Genomic DNA, 16696 nt, shown 5'->3' with positions numbered 1-16696 from the left:
CGGCCAGGTCCGCGCCTACGACCTGCTGCGCGTGGTCGACCTGGTCGACGACACCTACCGCAGGCAGATGAACCGACAGCTCACCGTCCAGGAGTCCCGCCACCCCGAGCCGGCCTGCCGCCCCCGAACAGCCTGGGGTGGACCGACCGGGTTCGGGCTCCCGAGAGCTTCGACGAGGGCCTGGACGAGTTCGGCACTGGGCAGCCGAACACGGGCACTTCCTCCCACCCGCCACCGCCGTGGGCATCGGCGGACACCCCGTGGGGACCTGGGCCAAGAATTTGCGGACGGCTGCCCGGCTCGTGGACGCCCGGCTCCAGGAGCTCGCAGAGCAGGGCATCGAGATCCCCGACGATGACGAAGCAGTGGCCGGTGGGCTGTCCTGGAAGCGGCGCGAGGCCCTGCACGAGATCGACCCCGGGTGGTGCCCGGCCTGGGACGCCGGATGGCAACGCTGCCTCCGGCTGGCGCAGCATCACTTGGAGCACGGTGGCACCCTGCCCACCGAGGCCGGTGTGCTCCTGGTCCAGGGCGAAGACCTCGGACGGTGGGTACAAGGCTGCCGGTACGGATGGGACGCGCTGCAACCGGCGCAGCAGTGGTTGTTGGAGAACGCGCTGGGGCTGGGGCCGGCGGACGAGAGCGAGCGGCCGGTGAAGCGGACCCAGGACGACAAGTGGGCCACCAACCTCGCAGCGGCACAGCAGTTCCACGCGCGTGAGGGGCACCTTGTGGTGCCGAGGAAGCACATTGAGTACCTGGAGTCGCGTGAGGGTCCGGGAGGGGCTCAGAGCGGCGCTGGCGGTCGTGAGGTGAAGCTGGGGATGGTTTTGGACAACCTTCGCAAGCGTGCGGAGAAACTCACCGACGAACGACGGGCCGAACTCGACCAGTTGGGGATGCGATGGACAACGGCGAGGGCGGGGCGGTCGTAGTGGAAGGGGTGCTGGAGGCGTTGGCGGGGGCATCGTCGGCTTCGTGGGGCCGGCGTGCGCAGGCCGGGAGGGTGCTCTCTTCGTTCGCCGGGGATCCCGAGGCCGCGCAGGCGCTGGTGGGACTGCTCCTGGACCTCCAGGACACGGCGGTGACGCGGCAGACGGCAGAGGCCTTGGTACGGGCGGGGACTGCGGTATCGGTCCAGGTGCTTGCGCGGGCGGTGGCCGGAGCCGGAGACAGCCACGCCGACTGGATACAGACCGGGGTGCACGACGCCTTCGCCGGAGGCGCCGGAATGCCGGGCTTCCTGGCCGCGTGCGAAGGGCTGGCCCACGATCCGGAAGCAGTCGTTCGTCAGGGCGCCGCAGAACTGCTGGAGTGGTCACAGAGCGTGGGAGGGTGAGGCGGATGTCCGCTGGGGTCTTGTGTGTCTCCCCTGGCCGGGGAGACGACGTTCTCCTCCCTGTGCCGGGTTGCCGCCGCCTACGGGCTTGAGGAGAAGGCGTTGCTGTCCTGCTGGAAGGGGGCAGGCCACCGGCCTCGGCATGAGGGCGAGGCATGGCGGTGGGATGCGGAGGTGCTGCTGAACGCGGCGGGCCGGCGCACCCTGGTGAGGATGGGCAGTGCCACGGAGTGCGCGCTGGAGCGGGCGTTGCCGTCCTGGGGTCGCAAGGATCACAAGCTCGTTACGCAGCAGGACGTTGTAGAGCGAGCGCTGTGGCGGGTGGGGGGTGCGGTGGTGGGTCCGGTGGCGTTCGGGTGCCAGCTGCGCACAGCCCGGCGTACGGGCGGCCCAGTGCGGGTGGTGCGGTATGCGGCGCGGTGAGATCGGGGGCCTGACCCGGCTGATCCGCCAAGCCGCGATCACGAGCATCCTCGACGGCAGTGAACGGATCACCAAACCATCCCTGGACGACGTCCGGCTGGACCATCTCGCAGAAACCCACCACCGCCCCCGCACCCGGACGCGTTAACCCCCGCCCGCCGAGCAGGCGAAACAGCGCTTACCAGCAAAGACAGCGTCCGGTCCTTTACACGCTAGAACTACCCACCACACAACACATCCCACTCAACACACCACGTATAGCCCCAGCGCACTCATCCCGAACTACCCACGGAACCCGTACATCGGGCCTCTCAACGAATCCACAACACACCAGGCCAGACCACACCCCGCACACCAAAAAGACCCCCTCCAGCGTCACACGCTGCGACCCACCACAATCGCCCGACATAACTGCGGTGTCCCACCAAAATTCGGTGGGACACCGCAAATATTCTACTTATTCTTCGTTGGCCCAGTTGACGCAGGACGGGCGTTTTCCGCCGGATGCTACAAATTCCTTGACCGCTTCACGCACATCCTCGATGGAGATTTCCGAGGAGATCAGAAATTCGAACGCACTGCCATTCTGAGAGTAGCGCACGATGTCCGACTCAGTCGCGGTGGCGAACGTGAGCAAAGGACTACCTTCCTGCGCTTCGAGGTTACCGACAGAGCGCACACTCGGAGCTTCACAAGTTTCGTCCCCTGAAGCCAGAACTCCAGCATTTCGATCCCTGCGAACTCCGGCGAAGAACCAGTGATCTGGCAATTCGTGCGGCCCGTTGAGAGGCCGCTCTAGCGACCTCAGTTCGACGGAATTTTCACCCAGCCCGCTTTCCAGCAGAATGTCGATCATCTCGTCAACATCGGCAGGCGTGAAAAGAACTAGCGGGTCTTCATTGTGCTCCGGGCGAAATACAGCCTGAACGCCACGCACCGTCACCTTTTACCCTTTCTATTAACCGAGCCATTACCATAGGGGTGCGAATTGGTAAACGAGGTTCAGTGATCACCAGGAGTCGAGGGTCGTTTTACCTCGACACCTCGCTTCTCGTAGACCGTACTCACCGGCCTACCTGATCAATCGTCGTACGTGAGTTCAGCCCATTCCACACAAGCGGGCCGAACCCCTCCGGATTCTATGAATTCCTTGAGCGCTTGACGCACCTTCTCGAGTGGCATCTGCGAGAACGCCGGGTATTCGTTCCCCGCAAAATACACAGGGCTTTGATCGAGCTCAGCACTCCCCACGGAGAAGTGGAGTTCTTCGCTGTCGCATTTTATATCCGAGGACATCAGGACACCTACCCCCTTCTCCTTATTTACACCCACATACAACACGTGATCAGGCGCTTCGACGCCTGGAACCTTTCTGTCCAATGAGTGAAGTTGCGCAGCGCAACCCAGCAGACCACCCTCAAGGAGAGAGTCCACCATCTCGTCCACATCCCGCGAATCTCTGAGAATGCGAGGGTTACCTTCTGCGTGGTAGCAATACGCCGCAGTTCCGCGCATGGTCACCAGACCTTTCCTCTCCTGTTCGCCCGACCATTTCCATAGGTGCCCATACACCATTGACACCGTGCCGCCCGCGCCCCCGCCCGGCCGCGCTCCTGTACGTCGGGGACTTCGCCGCGAGAGGACGTGGAACGCGACTTCGTCGCACGCACCGGGTGCTGGGACACATCGCACGCGTGGCCCTGACCCACGAGGAGATCACCCGGTACGCCCTGCTGCCCGCCGAGGGCACCGGCGGCGATCCGCCTTCGCCCGCCGTCACGGCCTGGACCCGGCACACCCCGTGCAAGGGGAGGTTAAGCCCTCGATGCCGCCGAACTGCACCGCCTGGTCCTCGCGGCATGATCCCCGTCAGTCGCCGACCGTGCGGGACCAGCACTCCTGGATGGCCGCGTGCTTCCGTTCAAGCTCGGCGTCCATGATCCGGTTGGTGGCCGTCCCTGGAATCCCGAGCGAACGCCCACGGATCCTGACGACCCGTAGGTCGCACCAGATCCCGCCCCCTGTCACGCGCTGTCGCTCCTCGATGTCGGCGACCTCGCTCCAGGAGATGGCTCGCCTGCTGACGAAGGTGCGGAACTCCAGCCCTCTCGCAGTCAGCAGGGTCCGGCCATAGATCACGTTGACCGTGCCGAGAAACAGAGCAACAACGAGGATCCCGAAGCCGCCGACCCACCACCACTTGCCGGGCTCATGCGCGGTCAAGATCATCGCCACCACCACACCGGCGAGGAACAACGTCCCAATGACATTCCGCCACCAGTACCTATGCCGGTCACGCGCATTGAAGCCGATCCATACATCGGGCATGTCCATGATGCTACCGACGTGTTCGAGGTCAACGGGCTGGAGCACCACTGCTCGGTTTTCGAGACGGCCCGAACCCTGGGCGTACCGCGAGGTCCGCCATCACTTCGGCAGCCCTGACACTTTGCACACGGCCATCCTTGCAGAAGTCCACACCCGGAACGCCGAGTTCGCGGAGCCGCTGCCGACCGGCGAGGCGCGTGCCATCGCCAACAGCATCCACCGGTGGATCACGACCCGGTCGAGGATGTGGAAGGACGGTCCGGCCGTCTACGAGGCCACCTTCATCGCCATCCAGTCCGCCCGCGGCAAGAAGGGCGGCGCGGGGGCGGGGGCGGCCCGGTCCGCACACCGGCAGGAGCGCGCCGCAGCGATGCTCGACTACATGAGGGGGACGCCGTGACGTACGAACCCCACCGTGAGCGCCGGACCATGACGGCCCGCGAACTCGCCGGCCGCTTCGAGGACCGCACCACGTACGAGGAGCGGTCCCGCCAGCGCCGGGACCGGATCATCGAACTCCACCGCCAGGGGCTCAAGGGGTACGAGATCGCCCGCGAGCTGTCCGTATCCGCCGGCCTGGTGTCGACCCGGCTCAAGGAAGCCCGTACGGCCGGTATCGACCTCACCCGCTACGCCGCTGCCGGTGAGAGCCACGCGTAGCGAGCCGGACGGGTCAGCCCTCGGCGCGCTCCTTCTGGAACTTCTGCATCTTGCGGGCCATGTTGATCTGCGTGCGGATCACGGTGTCGAACAGGGCTTCCGGATCGCCGTCGGGACCGGCGCCCGCGGCCAGCAGCGAGACGACTTGGCTGGCGAGGACTGTGACCACGTCGGCCGTCCCCTCCGGGCCGCGGACCTCGATCAGCTTGCGCACGGCGTCGTCGATGCGGTCCATGGCCTCCTCACCCTGGAGGAACAACCCGAGCCGTTCGGCGAGGAACATGCGGACGACCGCCACACCGTCGGCCAGGGCGGTGTCCACATGGAAGTCGACGCGGGCCTTCTCCGACTCCTTGAGCACGGCCGGGATCGTGTATGTCCGCTGCTCCGGGATGCGGCCCTCCTTTCGCCACTTCGCGTACGGGATGGGGCCGACCGCGTCACGGCGTGCACGGTGTTCGTTGGTCGGGCGGCCACCGGCGGTGCGGCAGGCCCGCCCTGCGGCTGCCTTGCACGTCGGGCATTCGACACGGCGTTTCCACGAGCGCACAAGATCCGTCTCGGCATCGGAGCGGAGATGGCGCCGCCACTCGCCGCCCCACGGATGCTCTGCGGTTCGCTCTCCACGCCCATTGGCCCCCCTGGGTCCGGTGGTGTGTGCCGTCTTGCGTGCCGTGAAGCTGACCGTACCTGCGGTGGCGGGCCTCATGGGCCGTCACCGGTCGATCAGGAGCAGCCGTTCGGGCCCTGCGCCTGCGCTGGTTCAGATGCCGCTGGTCTCCAGCGCGTACAGCTCGTAGGGGACGGTCCCGGTGTTCTGGGCGGCCGTTCCGACGCGGGTGAAGCCGACCTTGGTCAGGACGCGGCCGGAGGCGGGGTTGTCGGGGTGGTGCATCGCCTCTAGCCGGTTGAGGCCGACGGTGGTGAAGGCGACGATGACGACCTGGCGGGCGGCGTGGGTGGCGTAACCGTGGCCCCAGCTGTCGTCCCGAAGGATGTAGCTGAGGGTGCCCATGGTCGGGGTGCGTCGGCGCAGGGAGATCAGGCCGATCATTTCGGCTTCGTCGAGGATGCCCCAACTCCATTGCGCACGTGGGGTTTCGGCGGCTCGGGCTAGGGCTGCGCGGATCTTCTCGTGGGCCTGGTCGAGAGTGAGGGGCTTGCCGGTGGTACGCCGGATGGAGGCGCCGCAGTATATGCGGGTGAGGGCGGCGGCGTCGGCGGGGCGCAGTGCGCGCAGGGTCACCATGCGGCAGTCAGCTCCTTCGCGGTGGGCGGATCAGCGGGATCTGGGGCGGTGGTGTGGGCGAGGGCTCCCCGGGCACGGAAGGGTGGGCCCGCAGCTCCGCAGTCGGGCCCCCGGGGATGTTCTGCCTGTGTGCAGCAGGAGCCGAGAGACCGCCCAACCATCGTCAGCGGTCGATCGGGGGGATCTGGTCCAGCCCGCTTTCTCGCAGGATTTGCTGGATGGTGTCGTCCAGGGTGCTCTTCACGCCGATGACGCTCTCGAACTCGTCGGGCAGCAGGTCCTCCGCCCGGTACCAGTCGCTGAGGTGATCGGGCGTGACGTGTGTGAGGTACTCGGCATCCGGCTTCGTCGCGTGCCGCCGCACCGTCTCCGCGTACGGCACGTCGAGGTAGTAGCAGCGCGAGACACCACGATGGGCACGCACCAGGTTCTGGAGCATGAGGCCGTAGCGGTCGGCGTACAGGATGCCTTCGACTACGACGTGGAAGCCGTTGTCCAGGGCGTAGCGGGCGGTGAGGTCGATCAGGCCGATGTTGGCGCCGCCGGGCCGGTCGCGTTCGCGCAGCATGGTCTGGCGCAGGTTGTCCTGGCCGACGATGGCGAGGTTGCGGCCGAACTGCTCGCGCAGGCCGGCCGCAACGGACGATTTCCCCGAGGCGCTGTTGCCCCGGACCACGATCAGGCGCGTGTCCTCGGTACCGACAGTGCCGGGCGGGGTAGGCGTCACGCGGTCACGCTCTCCGGGCCGGGATCGCGCAGCGGGTTGGCGTGGCCGCAGTCCCAGCACGTCACGGTTTCGGGAAGGCTCTCGAACCTGCTGCCGGAGACTCCGAAGGACCCGTCGATGCGGTAGCCGCCGCAGTTCTGGCAGGGCGTGGCCTGGAAGGGTTTGTCGCAGCGGAAGCAGTCGCCGTCCGCGCTGGTCTGGTCGATGCGGGTGATTCGGGTGTCTGCGCTGCCGCAGCGGACGCAGAGCGCTTCTTGGCTGTTCATGGTTCTGGTCTACCGCAGTTCCCTGCCTCTGTTCCCCCTGCTCCTGTTCAACCAGTGCTTGGCAGGGTGACGTTGCTGGGTGTGGATCGTTGGACCGGGTGACTCCATAGAGCCGGGCCCCGGGGATGTCATGGCTTGATTCCCCGGGGCCCGTGGTGGGTGTGTACGCGGCTACTACGTGAGCGCGGCGAGGGCCTGCTCAATGAGCTGGACGCCCTGCGTCGCAGCCATGGTGGAGGTGCCTTCCAGGAGCTTGGTCTTGAGCTGGGTGGCGAACTGGCGCAGACGGCCGGGCTCGGGGTTGCCGGAGGTCGCCTCGTCGTGGAGGTCCTGGGCGACGCGCTCCAGTTCCACCCGGTCCTCGTCGGGCATCCCCAGGATGGTGCTGACCTGGCCGATGTACCCGGCGGCCTGGATGAACAAGGCCGGGTCGACGCCGTCGGTGTTGTTCTGCGTGAAGTGCTGCTGCTCGCCGACGATGACGCCCTTGGCGTTGGGCAGGTAGGTGTTGTACGTGGTGCCGGGGCGGGGCTGGTTGATGTGGTCCTGCACGCTTCCTCCTGCCAGGGCGCAGCTCGTGCCCTGAGGTGTGATGGCGGCCGTGGCCGGGTCGGTGTCGCTGTGGTCGATGAGGCCGTGTTCTGCCAGGTAGACGAGGGCCTGGTGCAGATCTGTTCCGCTGATCTCTGTTCCGGCGAAGTAGGAGCTGGGGGTCGTAAGGAACAGGGCCGGGTTGACGGGTGTCTGGTCGCTGGCGGCGTCGAAGAGCCACCGCAGCAGGGCGTCGATCGTGTGGCGGATCCGGGCGGCGCGGTCCTTCTGCAGGTCCTTCAGCTGGCGCGCGGCGACGCGGCCGGCGTCAGTGAGACGGACATGGGTCCGTGGCCCCATGGCGCGCAGGAGCTCCACCAGGCCGTGCTGGTCCAGCTGAAGAGCCAGGATGACCGGGTCTTCGTCCTCCAGCCGGAGCTCCTCGGGGAAGGCGGCCACGTTGATGTAGCCCGACGGGTTGTCCTTCTCACGGCCGTCCAGCCACAGCAACAGCCGCGCCAAAAGGCCGTTACTCTCGGTCACCCCGCCGCCCGGGACCGCGCCGGTGGTGGCATCGAGCTGGGCGGATACACGGGGCGGGTTTCGTTGCTGCTCCCGCTCCAGGCTCTTGTTGGTCTCTTTGACCAAGTCTTTCGCCCACTTGTCGATCTCACGCTTGTTGATTCCGCTGCGGGCCACGTGCGCTCCTGTCTCAGGTACTTCAGCCAAGGCTACGGACAGGGTCCGACAACGGAGGTGCCTTCCACCGGGACACCAAGGGGGTGCCCACCACTCAGGCAGGCACCCCCTTCTCAGATGTCCGGCAGTCAGCTCTCCGTGTCCTGCGGGTCGGTGAGCCAGGTGACGACGTCGACGTCGGTCATCAGGACCGCCTGCGTTTCGTGGGTGGTGTCCTGCTGGACGACGTGGAAGCGGCCCGTGTGCGGGCTCTGCTTCGGGGCGGGGCCCGCCATTGGGGCGAGGCGCTGCCAGGTGTCGGCCGTGAACCGCGCCAGGATCACCGTGGCCAGCTGCTCGTGGACGCCCGGGTCGGTAAGGCGCAGCTGCTGCGGGAGGGTGCTCTTCTGGGTGGTCTTCCACATGGTGGCGGTGTTCCTGTTCTGTGCTGTGCCCGGTGAACCGGGTGTTCTCCGGGGCGAGGGGATCGTGTCGGCTGGAGCGGACAGGGCCGTTCAGTCGGGGCTTGCGGGTCTTCTTCACCAGCACGTACGGCTTACGGCCCTCCGGGTGCCAGGCGAAGCTCACGCCCTCCAGGGCGAGCTTCTGGGTGATGAGGTCGGCGACGACCTCCCGGGAGAAGCCCAGCTGACGGGGCAGGTCGATGCGTATCTCCGCGTCGTCGTCGGAGAAGTTCTTCGGGACGTGGAGGTAGCGGCGCGGCTCGGTCTGCTCCGCCAGCCCGAGCGGCCGGTGGAGGGCGTCGTGCAGCGGGCCGACCCACTCGCGCATCAGCTCGCGGCGCTCACGGGTCAGCACCATGTACGCCGCGCTGCCCACGGTCAGGACAGAGGCTGCGCAGATCCCGCCGGGCTCCAGCGCGGCGAGCGCCGACTCCCGGTTGTCCCACAGTTCCTGGAGGGTGCTCGTGGTGGCGTCCAGGTCCCGGGTGGAGAGGTAGCCGCTCTCCGCGACGCCCGCTCCGAGGGCGAGGCGGAAGGACAGGCGCCGCCACCCGGGCTTGTAGGAGCGGCGCGGGACCTTGCCCTCCACCTTCGGCAGCACCCGGGTGCCCGCGTGCCAGAACGTGGCGTCGGTCCGCTTCACGCCGTCCAGGTCCCGGCCGCCCAGGACCCAGCCGATCCCGAGCACGAGGGATTCAGCGTCCTTCTCTATCTGCTTGTCGAGCTTGGTTTGTGCCATGGCCGTGCCCTTTCGATCTGCATCCCGGCACCTCACACCCGGAAGCGGACACGAACCGTAAAGCGGATTCCCTGTGGACAGATTCAGGCGAGAAGTGGGCGCTGACCTGGGATCTGTGGACAACGTCTCGGCCCAAAGAATCCGCAGACGCCCCGACTGCGGAGCGCGGTCGGTACAACGGGGGAAGGACAACCTGGGAGGGGATCACATGCCGGAACACGAAGAAGCGGAAAAACGCGCAAAGCGGTACGAAGGTCTCGCTGTGAGCTATGCCAAGAAGGTGCAGCAGGGCGATGCGGACGCGGCGGTGATGGCGCAGACGTTCGCGTCACTGGCGGTCGCTGCCCGGATGGAGCGCGAGGACTGGCGCATGCGAGTACTCGGAGACCAGCTGGAAGACGTGAAGAAGGCGATGGACCTTCTCCGCCGCAAGCTGCCCGACCGCTGACCTCGTGCATCGCGCGGTCCGCCGTGGCCAGTTCGCGACCAGTGCCTGGGTGGGTCAGGGTGTGTCGCCGGAGTAGTGGAAGCGGCACACCACACCCGGCCCGCCCGCCGGGCGCGGCTCCCCGGGGCGCGGGTCGTACAGCGCCCGCCCACCGGGCCAGCGCCCCAGCTTGGTCATCAGGGCGACGCCGTCGTCTATCTCCTCAGGCCGCCAGCCTGTGATGTCGAGCAGCAGTCCGTCCAGCGGTCCGCCGACCAAGGCGGCGTACGTCCGGCGCGGAAGCGGGCCCGAGTGGGGATCGTCATGGTCGTGGCCGTACACCCGGCCGCGCAGCAGCTGCTCGTCACCCTCGTTCATCCGGCCAGCCTCCCAGCCACCACCGACACCGGAAGGCCCGCGGCGACCGATAGTTCGGCCTCTCCCGCCCTGCGGGAGGGCGCGGGGGTGCCCTCCCGCGAGGCGGGCATCAGGCACAGGGCAGACGGCCGGGGACAACCAAGTCGATGCGCACCCCCCGGCGGATCAGCGCGGTGATGCTGTCGACCTGGCGCACGGGCGGCTGCTCCTGGGTGAAGCGGCGCATCGCCCGGTGCACGCCGTCGCGCAGCTGGCCGTCGGTCAGCGTGGGCACCTGCTCCTGCAGTTCGTCCAGGAGCTGCCCGGCGCGGGCCGCGCGGGACAGCGCGGCGTCGGCGAGCGGCCCTTCGACGAAGCCGTTGCGTACGGCCAGGCCAGGCTCGATGAGGGTCATCGTGACGGTCCTCTCCGCCCGGCCGCGCCGGTCTCCCGGATGGAGACGCGGTCGCGCGACCGAGCGGCGGAAACGTAGAGGACCTGCCCCGTTAGCGTCGCGCCGTGGCGCCCGCCCAGGGCAGGCACGCACCCCAGACCGCCCGCCCTCCCCCGGGCCTGCCCGCGACTACCAGCGACGCCCGAACAGGCCGCGGCCCTTCTTCGCCTCCGCTTCGGCCACTTCCCGCTCCGCGACCTCCTTCGCCTCGCGAGCTGCGCGCTCAGCCTCCGCCCGGTCGCGGTCGTCCTTCGCGCAGGGCCCGCACAGGTCATCACCGGTGCTCCGCCATGAGGTCTGCAGGACCGACTGCCAGCGTTCATCGGAGAACTTCGTCCCGCAGCGGGCGCACACCGGCCGCTGCGCCTCCCGCTCCGCGGCTTCGTGTTCCGTCTGACGCCTGCGGGACTGCTCCGCCTCCACCCGGTACAGGCGCTCGCCGTCTGGGTTGTCCAGCGCCTCGTTCAGCGTCTGCCACTCCTCACGTCCGAGCCGCCGCCACACCCTGCCCGCTGCCCCGGACAGGTCGGCGGTGATCCGCTCCAGCTCGGTGACGACCACGGGCACCGCCTGGTGGTAGTCGACGGCCGTGAATCCGGCCCACGGATACGGGGTACCGGCGAAGTAGCAGCGGGCGCCCTGCTCCAGGCGCCGCATCCGGCTCTCCCGCTGCGCGGCGCTCTTCCCCGTGAACACGAACGCCACCGGCACGTACCCCTCGCGGCCGGTCGCCGGGTAGATCCGCGACCACAGCCGGAGGTCGTGCACCGCCGCACCCCGCCGCCGGGCCGCCTTCTCCTTGTCCGCGTCGGCCTTCGGCGCCAGGAGCTCGAACCAGTCGGTGTAGCGGCGCAGCTTCGCGACAAGGTCGTCGACGGGCTCGGTGGCGCGGTCGACCTCCAGGAGCATCGCGGGCACCCCAGCGTCCGGGGCGCGCATCGTCAGGTCGGCGTACTGGGTGTACCCGTACGGCAGGCGGTGGGCGATCTCGGTCTGCCAGGACAGCGGGGTGCCGAACCCGGCCCCGGAGAGGACTGCGGCGGTCATCGTGACGGCGGCCGCGTGTTCGTCGAAGCCCTCGCCGGTGACCGGTTCGCCGTCGTCGTCGAACTCGGGCTTGCGCAGCACGGACATCCGCACGCTCTTCGGGAGCAGTTGCTTGGCTTCCTTGTGTCCTCGCTCGGTCAGCACCCACAGCTTGTGTCCCGACTCCAGCCGCGTCTCCACCCGGACCTTCCCCTCGCCCTTGAGGGCGTTGAGGGTGTCCCTGGTGATCCGGTCGTGCTGGTCGCCGGGGCGCAGCATCCGCCACAGGTGTTCCGCGGTCGCCCTCTGGAAGATCCCGAGAGCCTTCAGTACTTCCTTCTTCCGGGTGTGGGTCGGCTTCCAGGTCTGCTGCGAAGACACAGAAGGGTTGTCGAACGCGTGGGGGGCCCTGTTCTGGTGGGGCTGACCTGCGGAGACACGGCGGGTCGGCGAAGAGGGCGTGGAGGGGGCGATGGAGGGGCCCGTGGAGGGGGTCTGCGAGGTCTGGTCGACGTCGTCGGCGGGCGCCTGGTCGTCGGTGTCGTGCGGTTCGCGGGCGGGGGCAGACGTGAAGTCGGTGGGCACGGTGTCCTCGGTTCCTCCGGCCTGACGGCCGGGTCGGCGCTGTCCGGCCCGCACGCGGATCTGCGTACGGGCCGGAGCCACCGTGGAAAGTGACCCCTTGTCCGCTGTCTAACGCTCACCGCCGACGGCCGTCATTTCCGCCCGGTTGAACCCCTTGTCCTGACGTTTTGTCCGTGAGCGACGCCACAGGCGGGTGCATCTGTCCCGGCTCCGTCCTCTGCTCACCGGCCCCGGCTCCGAAGGCGTGGTCAACAGGCCGGACGTACAAGCCGCGCGGCTTGTACGCAGAGGGCACCGATGGAGACGACATCGCGAAAGCTGCCCGTGTCCATGTCGGCGAGTTTGGGCTCTGGCCCACTTTCTGGGTCCTGGTGCCGCTCGGTCACGCCAACAGGACTCGCTGGCTTAGGAGTTCGAAGCCTGCGCGGCCGAACATCTGGCGCTTGAGCATTTTGATCCTGTTGAGGTCGACCAGTGGCCTGCTTCCAGGATCAGTTCTTCGTGCAAGCGAACACGATCACCGTGTGCCGGCCTTCTGCGCTTGCCTCAACCCGGCTGTCGATCTTCTGGAACTGACACTTCTCGGCCACCCTGACTGAGGCTGTGTTCTCCGCGGCGGCCTCAAGCAGGATCTGAGTCAGGCCCAGACCGTTCAAGGCCCATCCCGCGACCAGTTGCACGGCCCGAGGGGCGATGCCCCGGCCGCGATGGGCGGGGAACACGCTGTAGGCGATGGTGGCCGTGTCATCGTCCCGGAACTGCAGGTTGACGATCCCGATGGGCTCCTCTGTCGTGGCGTCGGCGATCACCAGCGGGGCCGCCTCCCCCGTTCGCCAAGATTCTTCGACCCGGGACATGCTCGTGCTGCGAGCAGCCTCATCCATCGGTGTGTCATCGAGCCACCGACGCGTGTCGGGGTCATGGCTTGCCGCCCCGATCGCATGCAGATCCGACTCACGCCGGAATCTCACAGCAACCACCCCATCCGCGAGCGGTTCCGTCAACGGTTCGATCGGTATCAAGCGCCCCATCCGGTGACCCTATCCACCCTGCAAGATCCAGAGGAAGCCTGCGAATCATTTCCGGGGTCAAGGGACCGTTCATAGACACCCGGGGCATCGTCCCGTCTCGGCGCGCCACCCCTTGTCCATCCCAGTCAAGGAACGAAGCTCTGCCCCGGCCCGGCGTGGGCATCGGATGCTGTGTGCTCTCCATCGCGATGTCGGGCACTCCCGAGGCGATTGATAGTGGCCAGTTGGATCTCCCCACTGGCGGCCAGGCAGCGGGGAGTTATGTGGCCATGGATGGTGACGCTGTGTGGATCGCCAGGTTGCTGGCTTCTGTGGTCAGCGGGCGGGACGTAGGAGGGGATTGAGGGCGAGGCGGTTGTCGGTGGGGTGATGGCCTTCGGGGCTGAAAGGCGGGATGGTCGCAGGCAGGCAGTCGGCGATCAGGAGGCAGTCATGGTGGCGGTCCTCGGCGGTGGCCACCACCAGGGGTTCGCCGTCTGGTCCCCAGATGCCGGAGTTTCCCTGGTACTGCCAGGCGCCGGCGGGGACCTGTTCCCAGCCGCGGCGGTTGGCGTAGGCGACGAACAGACGCCAGATGCTGGCCATGGCGGGGATGATGTGGCGGGTGGCGTCCTGGTACGGAACGCGGCTCATGGTGCCGTCGGCCAGACGGAAGTGGCCGTCGGCGGCGGTGGGGCCCAGCACGATCTGTGCGCCGTGCTCGGCCAGGTACTGGTACAGCGGGGGGAACTCGCACTCGTAGCAGTTCAGCACGCCGACCGTGATGCCATTGATCGTCACGAGGGGCGGCAGTTCCTGGCCGAAGGAGTAGTTGCGTCGCTCCGCCGCTCCGTAGAGGTGGGTCTTGCGGTAGTTGGCGGCCACCTGCCCGTCGACGGAGATCACGCTGATGGAGTCGTAGAAGTCACTCCCGTCGCGTTCGGGGTAGGGCAGGACCAGGGCCAGGCTGTTCTCCTTGGCGGCCAGGCGGGCCCGGTCGACGGAAGGGCCCTCGCGGTGCTCTGCCAGTTCCCGGCACTGGCCGGGGTCGATCGCGTAGCCGGTGGTGTATTTCTCGGGGAACACCACCACCTGGCAGTCGTAGGCCGCGGCCAGAGCGGAGACCTCGTCCAGCCGGTCCATGTTCTGCGCCACTGCCTCCCGGCTGCCGACCGGCCCCTGGCCCTGGTAGAGCGCCACCCGCAGGCCCTCGCCAACGGCGGGCGCGTCATGCAGTGCGGAGCGGAACACGATGCGAACAGGCTGCGTCATCGAGGAGTGCTCTTTCCATGATCGGCGATCCCCATGACCGCCCCACGAGAAGAAACGAATCACTACCGCGTCGGACACCATGATCACTTCGATGGCCGTGTCAAACCGTCCCGCCACATCGCTACCGAACGTCACCTCTGTGCTGGCCGTACTTGGGGAACTCCGGGTGGCCGCTGTCAGGCGATGCAGGTCACGCCCACCGCGATGCGGGAGGTCCAGCTCAGTCGATCAGGTAAGCCTTCTCTCCCATGACCAAAGGAGCATCTGCAGGCCCCTTGATGTAGGGGCCTCGCCAGATCAGCCGATGCTCCTGCGTGCTGGGGTACCACTGGCGAACCTTGTGCATCCGCACTGGCCAACGCCGGTTGTAGACGCGGCCCTTGCCTTCTTCGTCGGATCCGGTGCGCTGCGGTGGGATCTGGTGTGAGAGACGCACGATGCGGATGTCTCGCTGTGTGTCCCGCTGTTCGGAGTCGGTGGTGGTGCTTTTCCTGCGCGGGTTAATGGGGCCGATCGTGGTGGTGCCGTGGGAGGCGAGGCGCCAGAACGCGAACATGTAGCGGGCGGTGAAGTCGTCGTTGATGTCCTCGATGCGGCCGCCGTCCCATTCGCCGACGTCAGGAACGCTCTGGGGCCGCGCTGCCCGGTTGAGGGCTTGGTTGAGCTTGCGGTGCTCGTCATTGACGTTGGCCAGGTCGGCGTCGGTCTTGTCCGCGGAGGCGCGGTCTCCGCGCATCCCGTACATGCCGTCGGGCACCAGCGGGGGGAACGGCATGTGGTTGGCGCGGGCCTGTTCGACCACCATGCGCCAGTCGGCCGGCTGGATCGGGCCGTCGCGATCCATGAACGTGGAGACCTGCACGCCTTTGTAGGTGGCGGTGGGGAGTACCTGGTGCTGCGTGACGAATTGCCAGCCGAAGGCCACGGTGTCCGACAGTGCCCCGCCGCGGTTGACGATGACGACCGGTTCCGGAAGCACGACAAGGCCGGTGGGTGCGTGGATGTCGCTGTCCCGGTCCAAGGTGGTGACATCTGCGGGCTCAAGTGTCGAGGCCGCTGCCATGACCGCAGCGTGGGCGCCCGGCGATATGACACACACGTCTGCCGTCTCCAGTACGTGCAGTATCTGATTGATCTGCCACTCAGAGGCCTGCTGTGGTCCCGCCGGCCACGGCGGGCCGAGGCCTTGCTTACCCAGCAACATGGCGAACGACAGGTTCTCGCGCTCGCGCACCGGCACGGTGCTGTGCGCCAGCACCGTCCGCAACTCAGACATACGTGTGCTGATGTTCTGCATCAAGAGAGCCCGTACGAAGGGATTCTCAGGCAGGAGCTGGAGCGTGCTCCGACGCCGCTGGTGCGCTTCTCTGGCTGCTGCGGTTGCCTGCCAGCCTGACGTGGTCTCGCGGCTTCGCTGCTTCTTCGTCCTGCTCGCTTTCCCCACCACTCCCCCAGCGGTCGCTGCGTCCGGACGCGTTCCCCGGACACGTTCCAAGGAGCAATACCCGGCTTGCCAATCGACCACTCGCCCGCCCACGATGCCACCCCCTTGTCTCTGGCTGGTCAGACCGGTGGAGGGGCGGGTATCGGCTGCCGTGCACTCTCCCTCGCGATGTCGTGCATCGGATGCGGTGGCACATCGGGCGCGGTCCACTCCTCAGGACGGCATCCACCCCCGGGGCGGCGGTGCGCCTCGCGGTGCGCGCCCGGCACGCGGTCGGTGAGGTGGTGCGCGGCCGGTGCGCGCACCACCGGCGCGACTGCGGGGATGGTGCGCGCACCGGCCGTCCCGCGGCGCGTATCACGGCGCGTGGTGCTCATCTGAACAGCACGCCACGCCTCCATCGCAAGGGGCCGGAAGGTCGAAGTCCCCATATCACACACCCCCTTGACCGCGATCCCCTCGAAGTCCCAAATGTGCGTTATGGAACATCTGGACGTGAGGCAGATCACATGTGGGTGACGCGAGGGCGGGTCCGGTGCGCGCCCTTCGGGGTGCCGCCCGACCGGTGCGCGCTGGCTTGGGCAGGCGGTGCGCTCGGTGCGCGCACCATCGCATCGGTGCGCGCACCACGGTGCGCTGGCGGGCGAGTGCTGGCACACCACGATGCGCACCGGTGCGGCGACCGGGAGTGGACGACATCGTCGGTGCGCGCACCGG

At 67.7% G+C, this 16696-nt stretch carries 21 protein-coding genes and 1 pseudogene; 6 read left to right on the top strand and 16 right to left on the bottom strand.

Features of this window, described 5'->3' with window-relative positions; all coding sequences use genetic code 11:
• Window positions 1-260 precede the first annotated feature (260 nt).
• From ACZ5PB_RS40425 to ACZ5PB_RS40415, 3 genes are all read left to right on the top strand, one after another.
• Window positions 261-935: a helicase associated domain-containing protein gene (locus ACZ5PB_RS40425; protein WP_468698420.1), complete on the top strand. Its 675-nt coding sequence runs from the start codon at window positions 261-263 to the stop codon at window positions 933-935.
• Complete coding sequence (locus ACZ5PB_RS40420; RefSeq protein WP_468698419.1) at window positions 905-1339, top strand: HEAT repeat domain-containing protein; 435 nt, start codon at window positions 905-907, stop codon at window positions 1337-1339. Before ACZ5PB_RS40425 ends, ACZ5PB_RS40420 begins: the two co-directional genes overlap by 31 nt.
• A 409-nt stretch (window positions 1340-1748) precedes the next feature.
• Window positions 1749-1910, top strand: coding sequence for a hypothetical protein (locus ACZ5PB_RS40415; RefSeq protein WP_468698418.1), 162 nt, complete (start codon window positions 1749-1751; stop codon window positions 1908-1910).
• Window positions 1911-2219: 309 nt separating this feature from the next.
• Here the strand turns inward: ACZ5PB_RS40415 and ACZ5PB_RS40410 are convergent, their stop codons facing one another.
• The 3 genes from ACZ5PB_RS40410 to ACZ5PB_RS40400 all read right to left on the bottom strand — a co-directional run bounded on the left by ACZ5PB_RS40410 (window position 2220) and on the right by ACZ5PB_RS40400 (window position 4090).
• A complete protein-coding gene (locus ACZ5PB_RS40410; protein ID WP_468698416.1) occupies window positions 2220-2705 on the bottom strand; it encodes an Imm1 family immunity protein in 486 nt (161 codons plus the stop codon).
• 137 nt (window positions 2706-2842) lie between these two features.
• Entirely contained in the window at window positions 2843-3277 is a 435-nt protein-coding gene (locus ACZ5PB_RS40405) for an Imm1 family immunity protein (protein WP_468698421.1), read from the bottom strand.
• A gap of 354 nt (window positions 3278-3631) precedes the next feature.
• A complete protein-coding gene (locus tag ACZ5PB_RS40400) occupies window positions 3632-4090 on the bottom strand; it encodes a hypothetical protein (protein ID WP_468698415.1) in 459 nt (152 codons plus the stop codon).
• Window positions 4091-4211: 121 nt separating this feature from the next.
• Between ACZ5PB_RS40400 and ACZ5PB_RS40395 the strand changes: the two genes are divergently transcribed.
• Window positions 4212-4490 carry a hypothetical protein gene (locus tag ACZ5PB_RS40395; protein WP_468698413.1) on the top strand — a complete coding sequence of 93 codons (279 nt, stop codon included), beginning with the start codon at window positions 4212-4214 and terminating at the stop codon, window positions 4488-4490.
• Window positions 4487-4750 carry a hypothetical protein gene (locus ACZ5PB_RS40390; RefSeq protein WP_468698412.1) on the top strand — a complete coding sequence of 88 codons (264 nt, stop codon included), beginning with the start codon at window positions 4487-4489 and terminating at the stop codon, window positions 4748-4750. Before ACZ5PB_RS40395 ends, ACZ5PB_RS40390 begins: the two co-directional genes overlap by 4 nt.
• A 13-nt stretch (window positions 4751-4763) precedes the next feature.
• On the opposite strand, the gene ACZ5PB_RS40385 is transcribed toward ACZ5PB_RS40390, so the two are convergent.
• The 7 genes and pseudogenes from ACZ5PB_RS40385 to ACZ5PB_RS40355 form a co-directional block, all read right to left on the bottom strand.
• Window positions 4764-5111: a hypothetical protein gene (locus ACZ5PB_RS40385; RefSeq protein ID WP_468698422.1), complete on the bottom strand. Its 348-nt coding sequence runs from the start codon at window positions 5109-5111 to the stop codon at window positions 4764-4766.
• Between the two features lie 105 nt (window positions 5112-5216).
• Window positions 5217-5459: pseudogene (locus ACZ5PB_RS40380) on the bottom strand (zinc finger domain-containing protein); the annotation flags it as partial.
• A 54-nt stretch (window positions 5460-5513) separates the two neighbouring features.
• The gene (locus tag ACZ5PB_RS40375; protein WP_468698411.1) at window positions 5514-5999 is read right to left on the bottom strand and encodes a GNAT family N-acetyltransferase; all 486 of its coding nucleotides are present in this window, start codon (window positions 5997-5999) and stop codon (window positions 5514-5516) included.
• A 163-nt stretch (window positions 6000-6162) separates the two neighbouring features.
• Complete coding sequence (locus ACZ5PB_RS40370) at window positions 6163-6726, bottom strand: AAA family ATPase (protein WP_468698410.1); 564 nt, start codon at window positions 6724-6726, stop codon at window positions 6163-6165.
• Window positions 6723-6992 (bottom strand): hypothetical protein, encoded by a 270-nt coding sequence (locus ACZ5PB_RS40365; protein ID WP_468698409.1) that lies wholly within the window; start codon window positions 6990-6992, stop codon window positions 6723-6725. The genes ACZ5PB_RS40370 and ACZ5PB_RS40365 overlap by 4 nt, the downstream gene beginning before the upstream one ends.
• A 174-nt stretch (window positions 6993-7166) precedes the next feature.
• Window positions 7167-8222, bottom strand: a complete 1056-nt coding sequence (locus ACZ5PB_RS40360) for a hypothetical protein (RefSeq protein WP_468698408.1) — start codon at window positions 8220-8222, stop codon at window positions 7167-7169.
• A 128-nt stretch (window positions 8223-8350) separates the two neighbouring features.
• Complete coding sequence (locus ACZ5PB_RS40355; protein WP_468698407.1) at window positions 8351-8626, bottom strand: hypothetical protein; 276 nt, start codon at window positions 8624-8626, stop codon at window positions 8351-8353.
• Between the two features lie 986 nt (window positions 8627-9612).
• Between ACZ5PB_RS40355 and ACZ5PB_RS40350 the strand changes: the two genes are divergently transcribed.
• The gene (locus ACZ5PB_RS40350; protein WP_468698406.1) at window positions 9613-9852 is read left to right on the top strand and encodes a hypothetical protein; all 240 of its coding nucleotides are present in this window, start codon (window positions 9613-9615) and stop codon (window positions 9850-9852) included.
• Window positions 9853-9906: 54 nt separating this feature from the next.
• Here ACZ5PB_RS40350 and ACZ5PB_RS40345 read toward each other — a convergent pair whose 3' ends face one another.
• The 6 genes from ACZ5PB_RS40345 to ACZ5PB_RS40320 all read right to left on the bottom strand — a co-directional run bounded on the left by ACZ5PB_RS40345 (window position 9907) and on the right by ACZ5PB_RS40320 (window position 15832).
• Window positions 9907-10209, bottom strand: coding sequence for a hypothetical protein (locus tag ACZ5PB_RS40345; RefSeq protein ID WP_468698404.1), 303 nt, complete (start codon window positions 10207-10209; stop codon window positions 9907-9909).
• A 109-nt stretch (window positions 10210-10318) separates the two neighbouring features.
• Complete coding sequence (locus ACZ5PB_RS40340; protein WP_468698402.1) at window positions 10319-10603, bottom strand: hypothetical protein; 285 nt, start codon at window positions 10601-10603, stop codon at window positions 10319-10321.
• Between the two features lie 168 nt (window positions 10604-10771).
• Window positions 10772-12253: a replication-relaxation family protein gene (locus ACZ5PB_RS40335; protein WP_468698400.1), complete on the bottom strand. Its 1482-nt coding sequence runs from the start codon at window positions 12251-12253 to the stop codon at window positions 10772-10774.
• A gap of 491 nt (window positions 12254-12744) precedes the next feature.
• Complete coding sequence (locus ACZ5PB_RS40330; RefSeq protein ID WP_468698398.1) at window positions 12745-13284, bottom strand: GNAT family N-acetyltransferase; 540 nt, start codon at window positions 13282-13284, stop codon at window positions 12745-12747.
• A 315-nt stretch (window positions 13285-13599) separates the two neighbouring features.
• Entirely contained in the window at window positions 13600-14535 is a 936-nt protein-coding gene (locus ACZ5PB_RS40325) for a nitrilase-related carbon-nitrogen hydrolase (RefSeq protein WP_468698397.1), read from the bottom strand.
• Window positions 14536-14755: 220 nt separating this feature from the next.
• Entirely contained in the window at window positions 14756-15832 is a 1077-nt protein-coding gene (locus tag ACZ5PB_RS40320; RefSeq protein WP_468698395.1) for a hypothetical protein, read from the bottom strand.
• Window positions 15833-16696 lie beyond the last annotated feature (864 nt).

Source organism: Streptomyces sp. NPDC032721 (assembly GCF_055579625.1).
The sequence above is the reverse complement of the archived record's forward strand: the minus strand, read 5'-3'. Positions and strand labels throughout refer to the sequence as shown.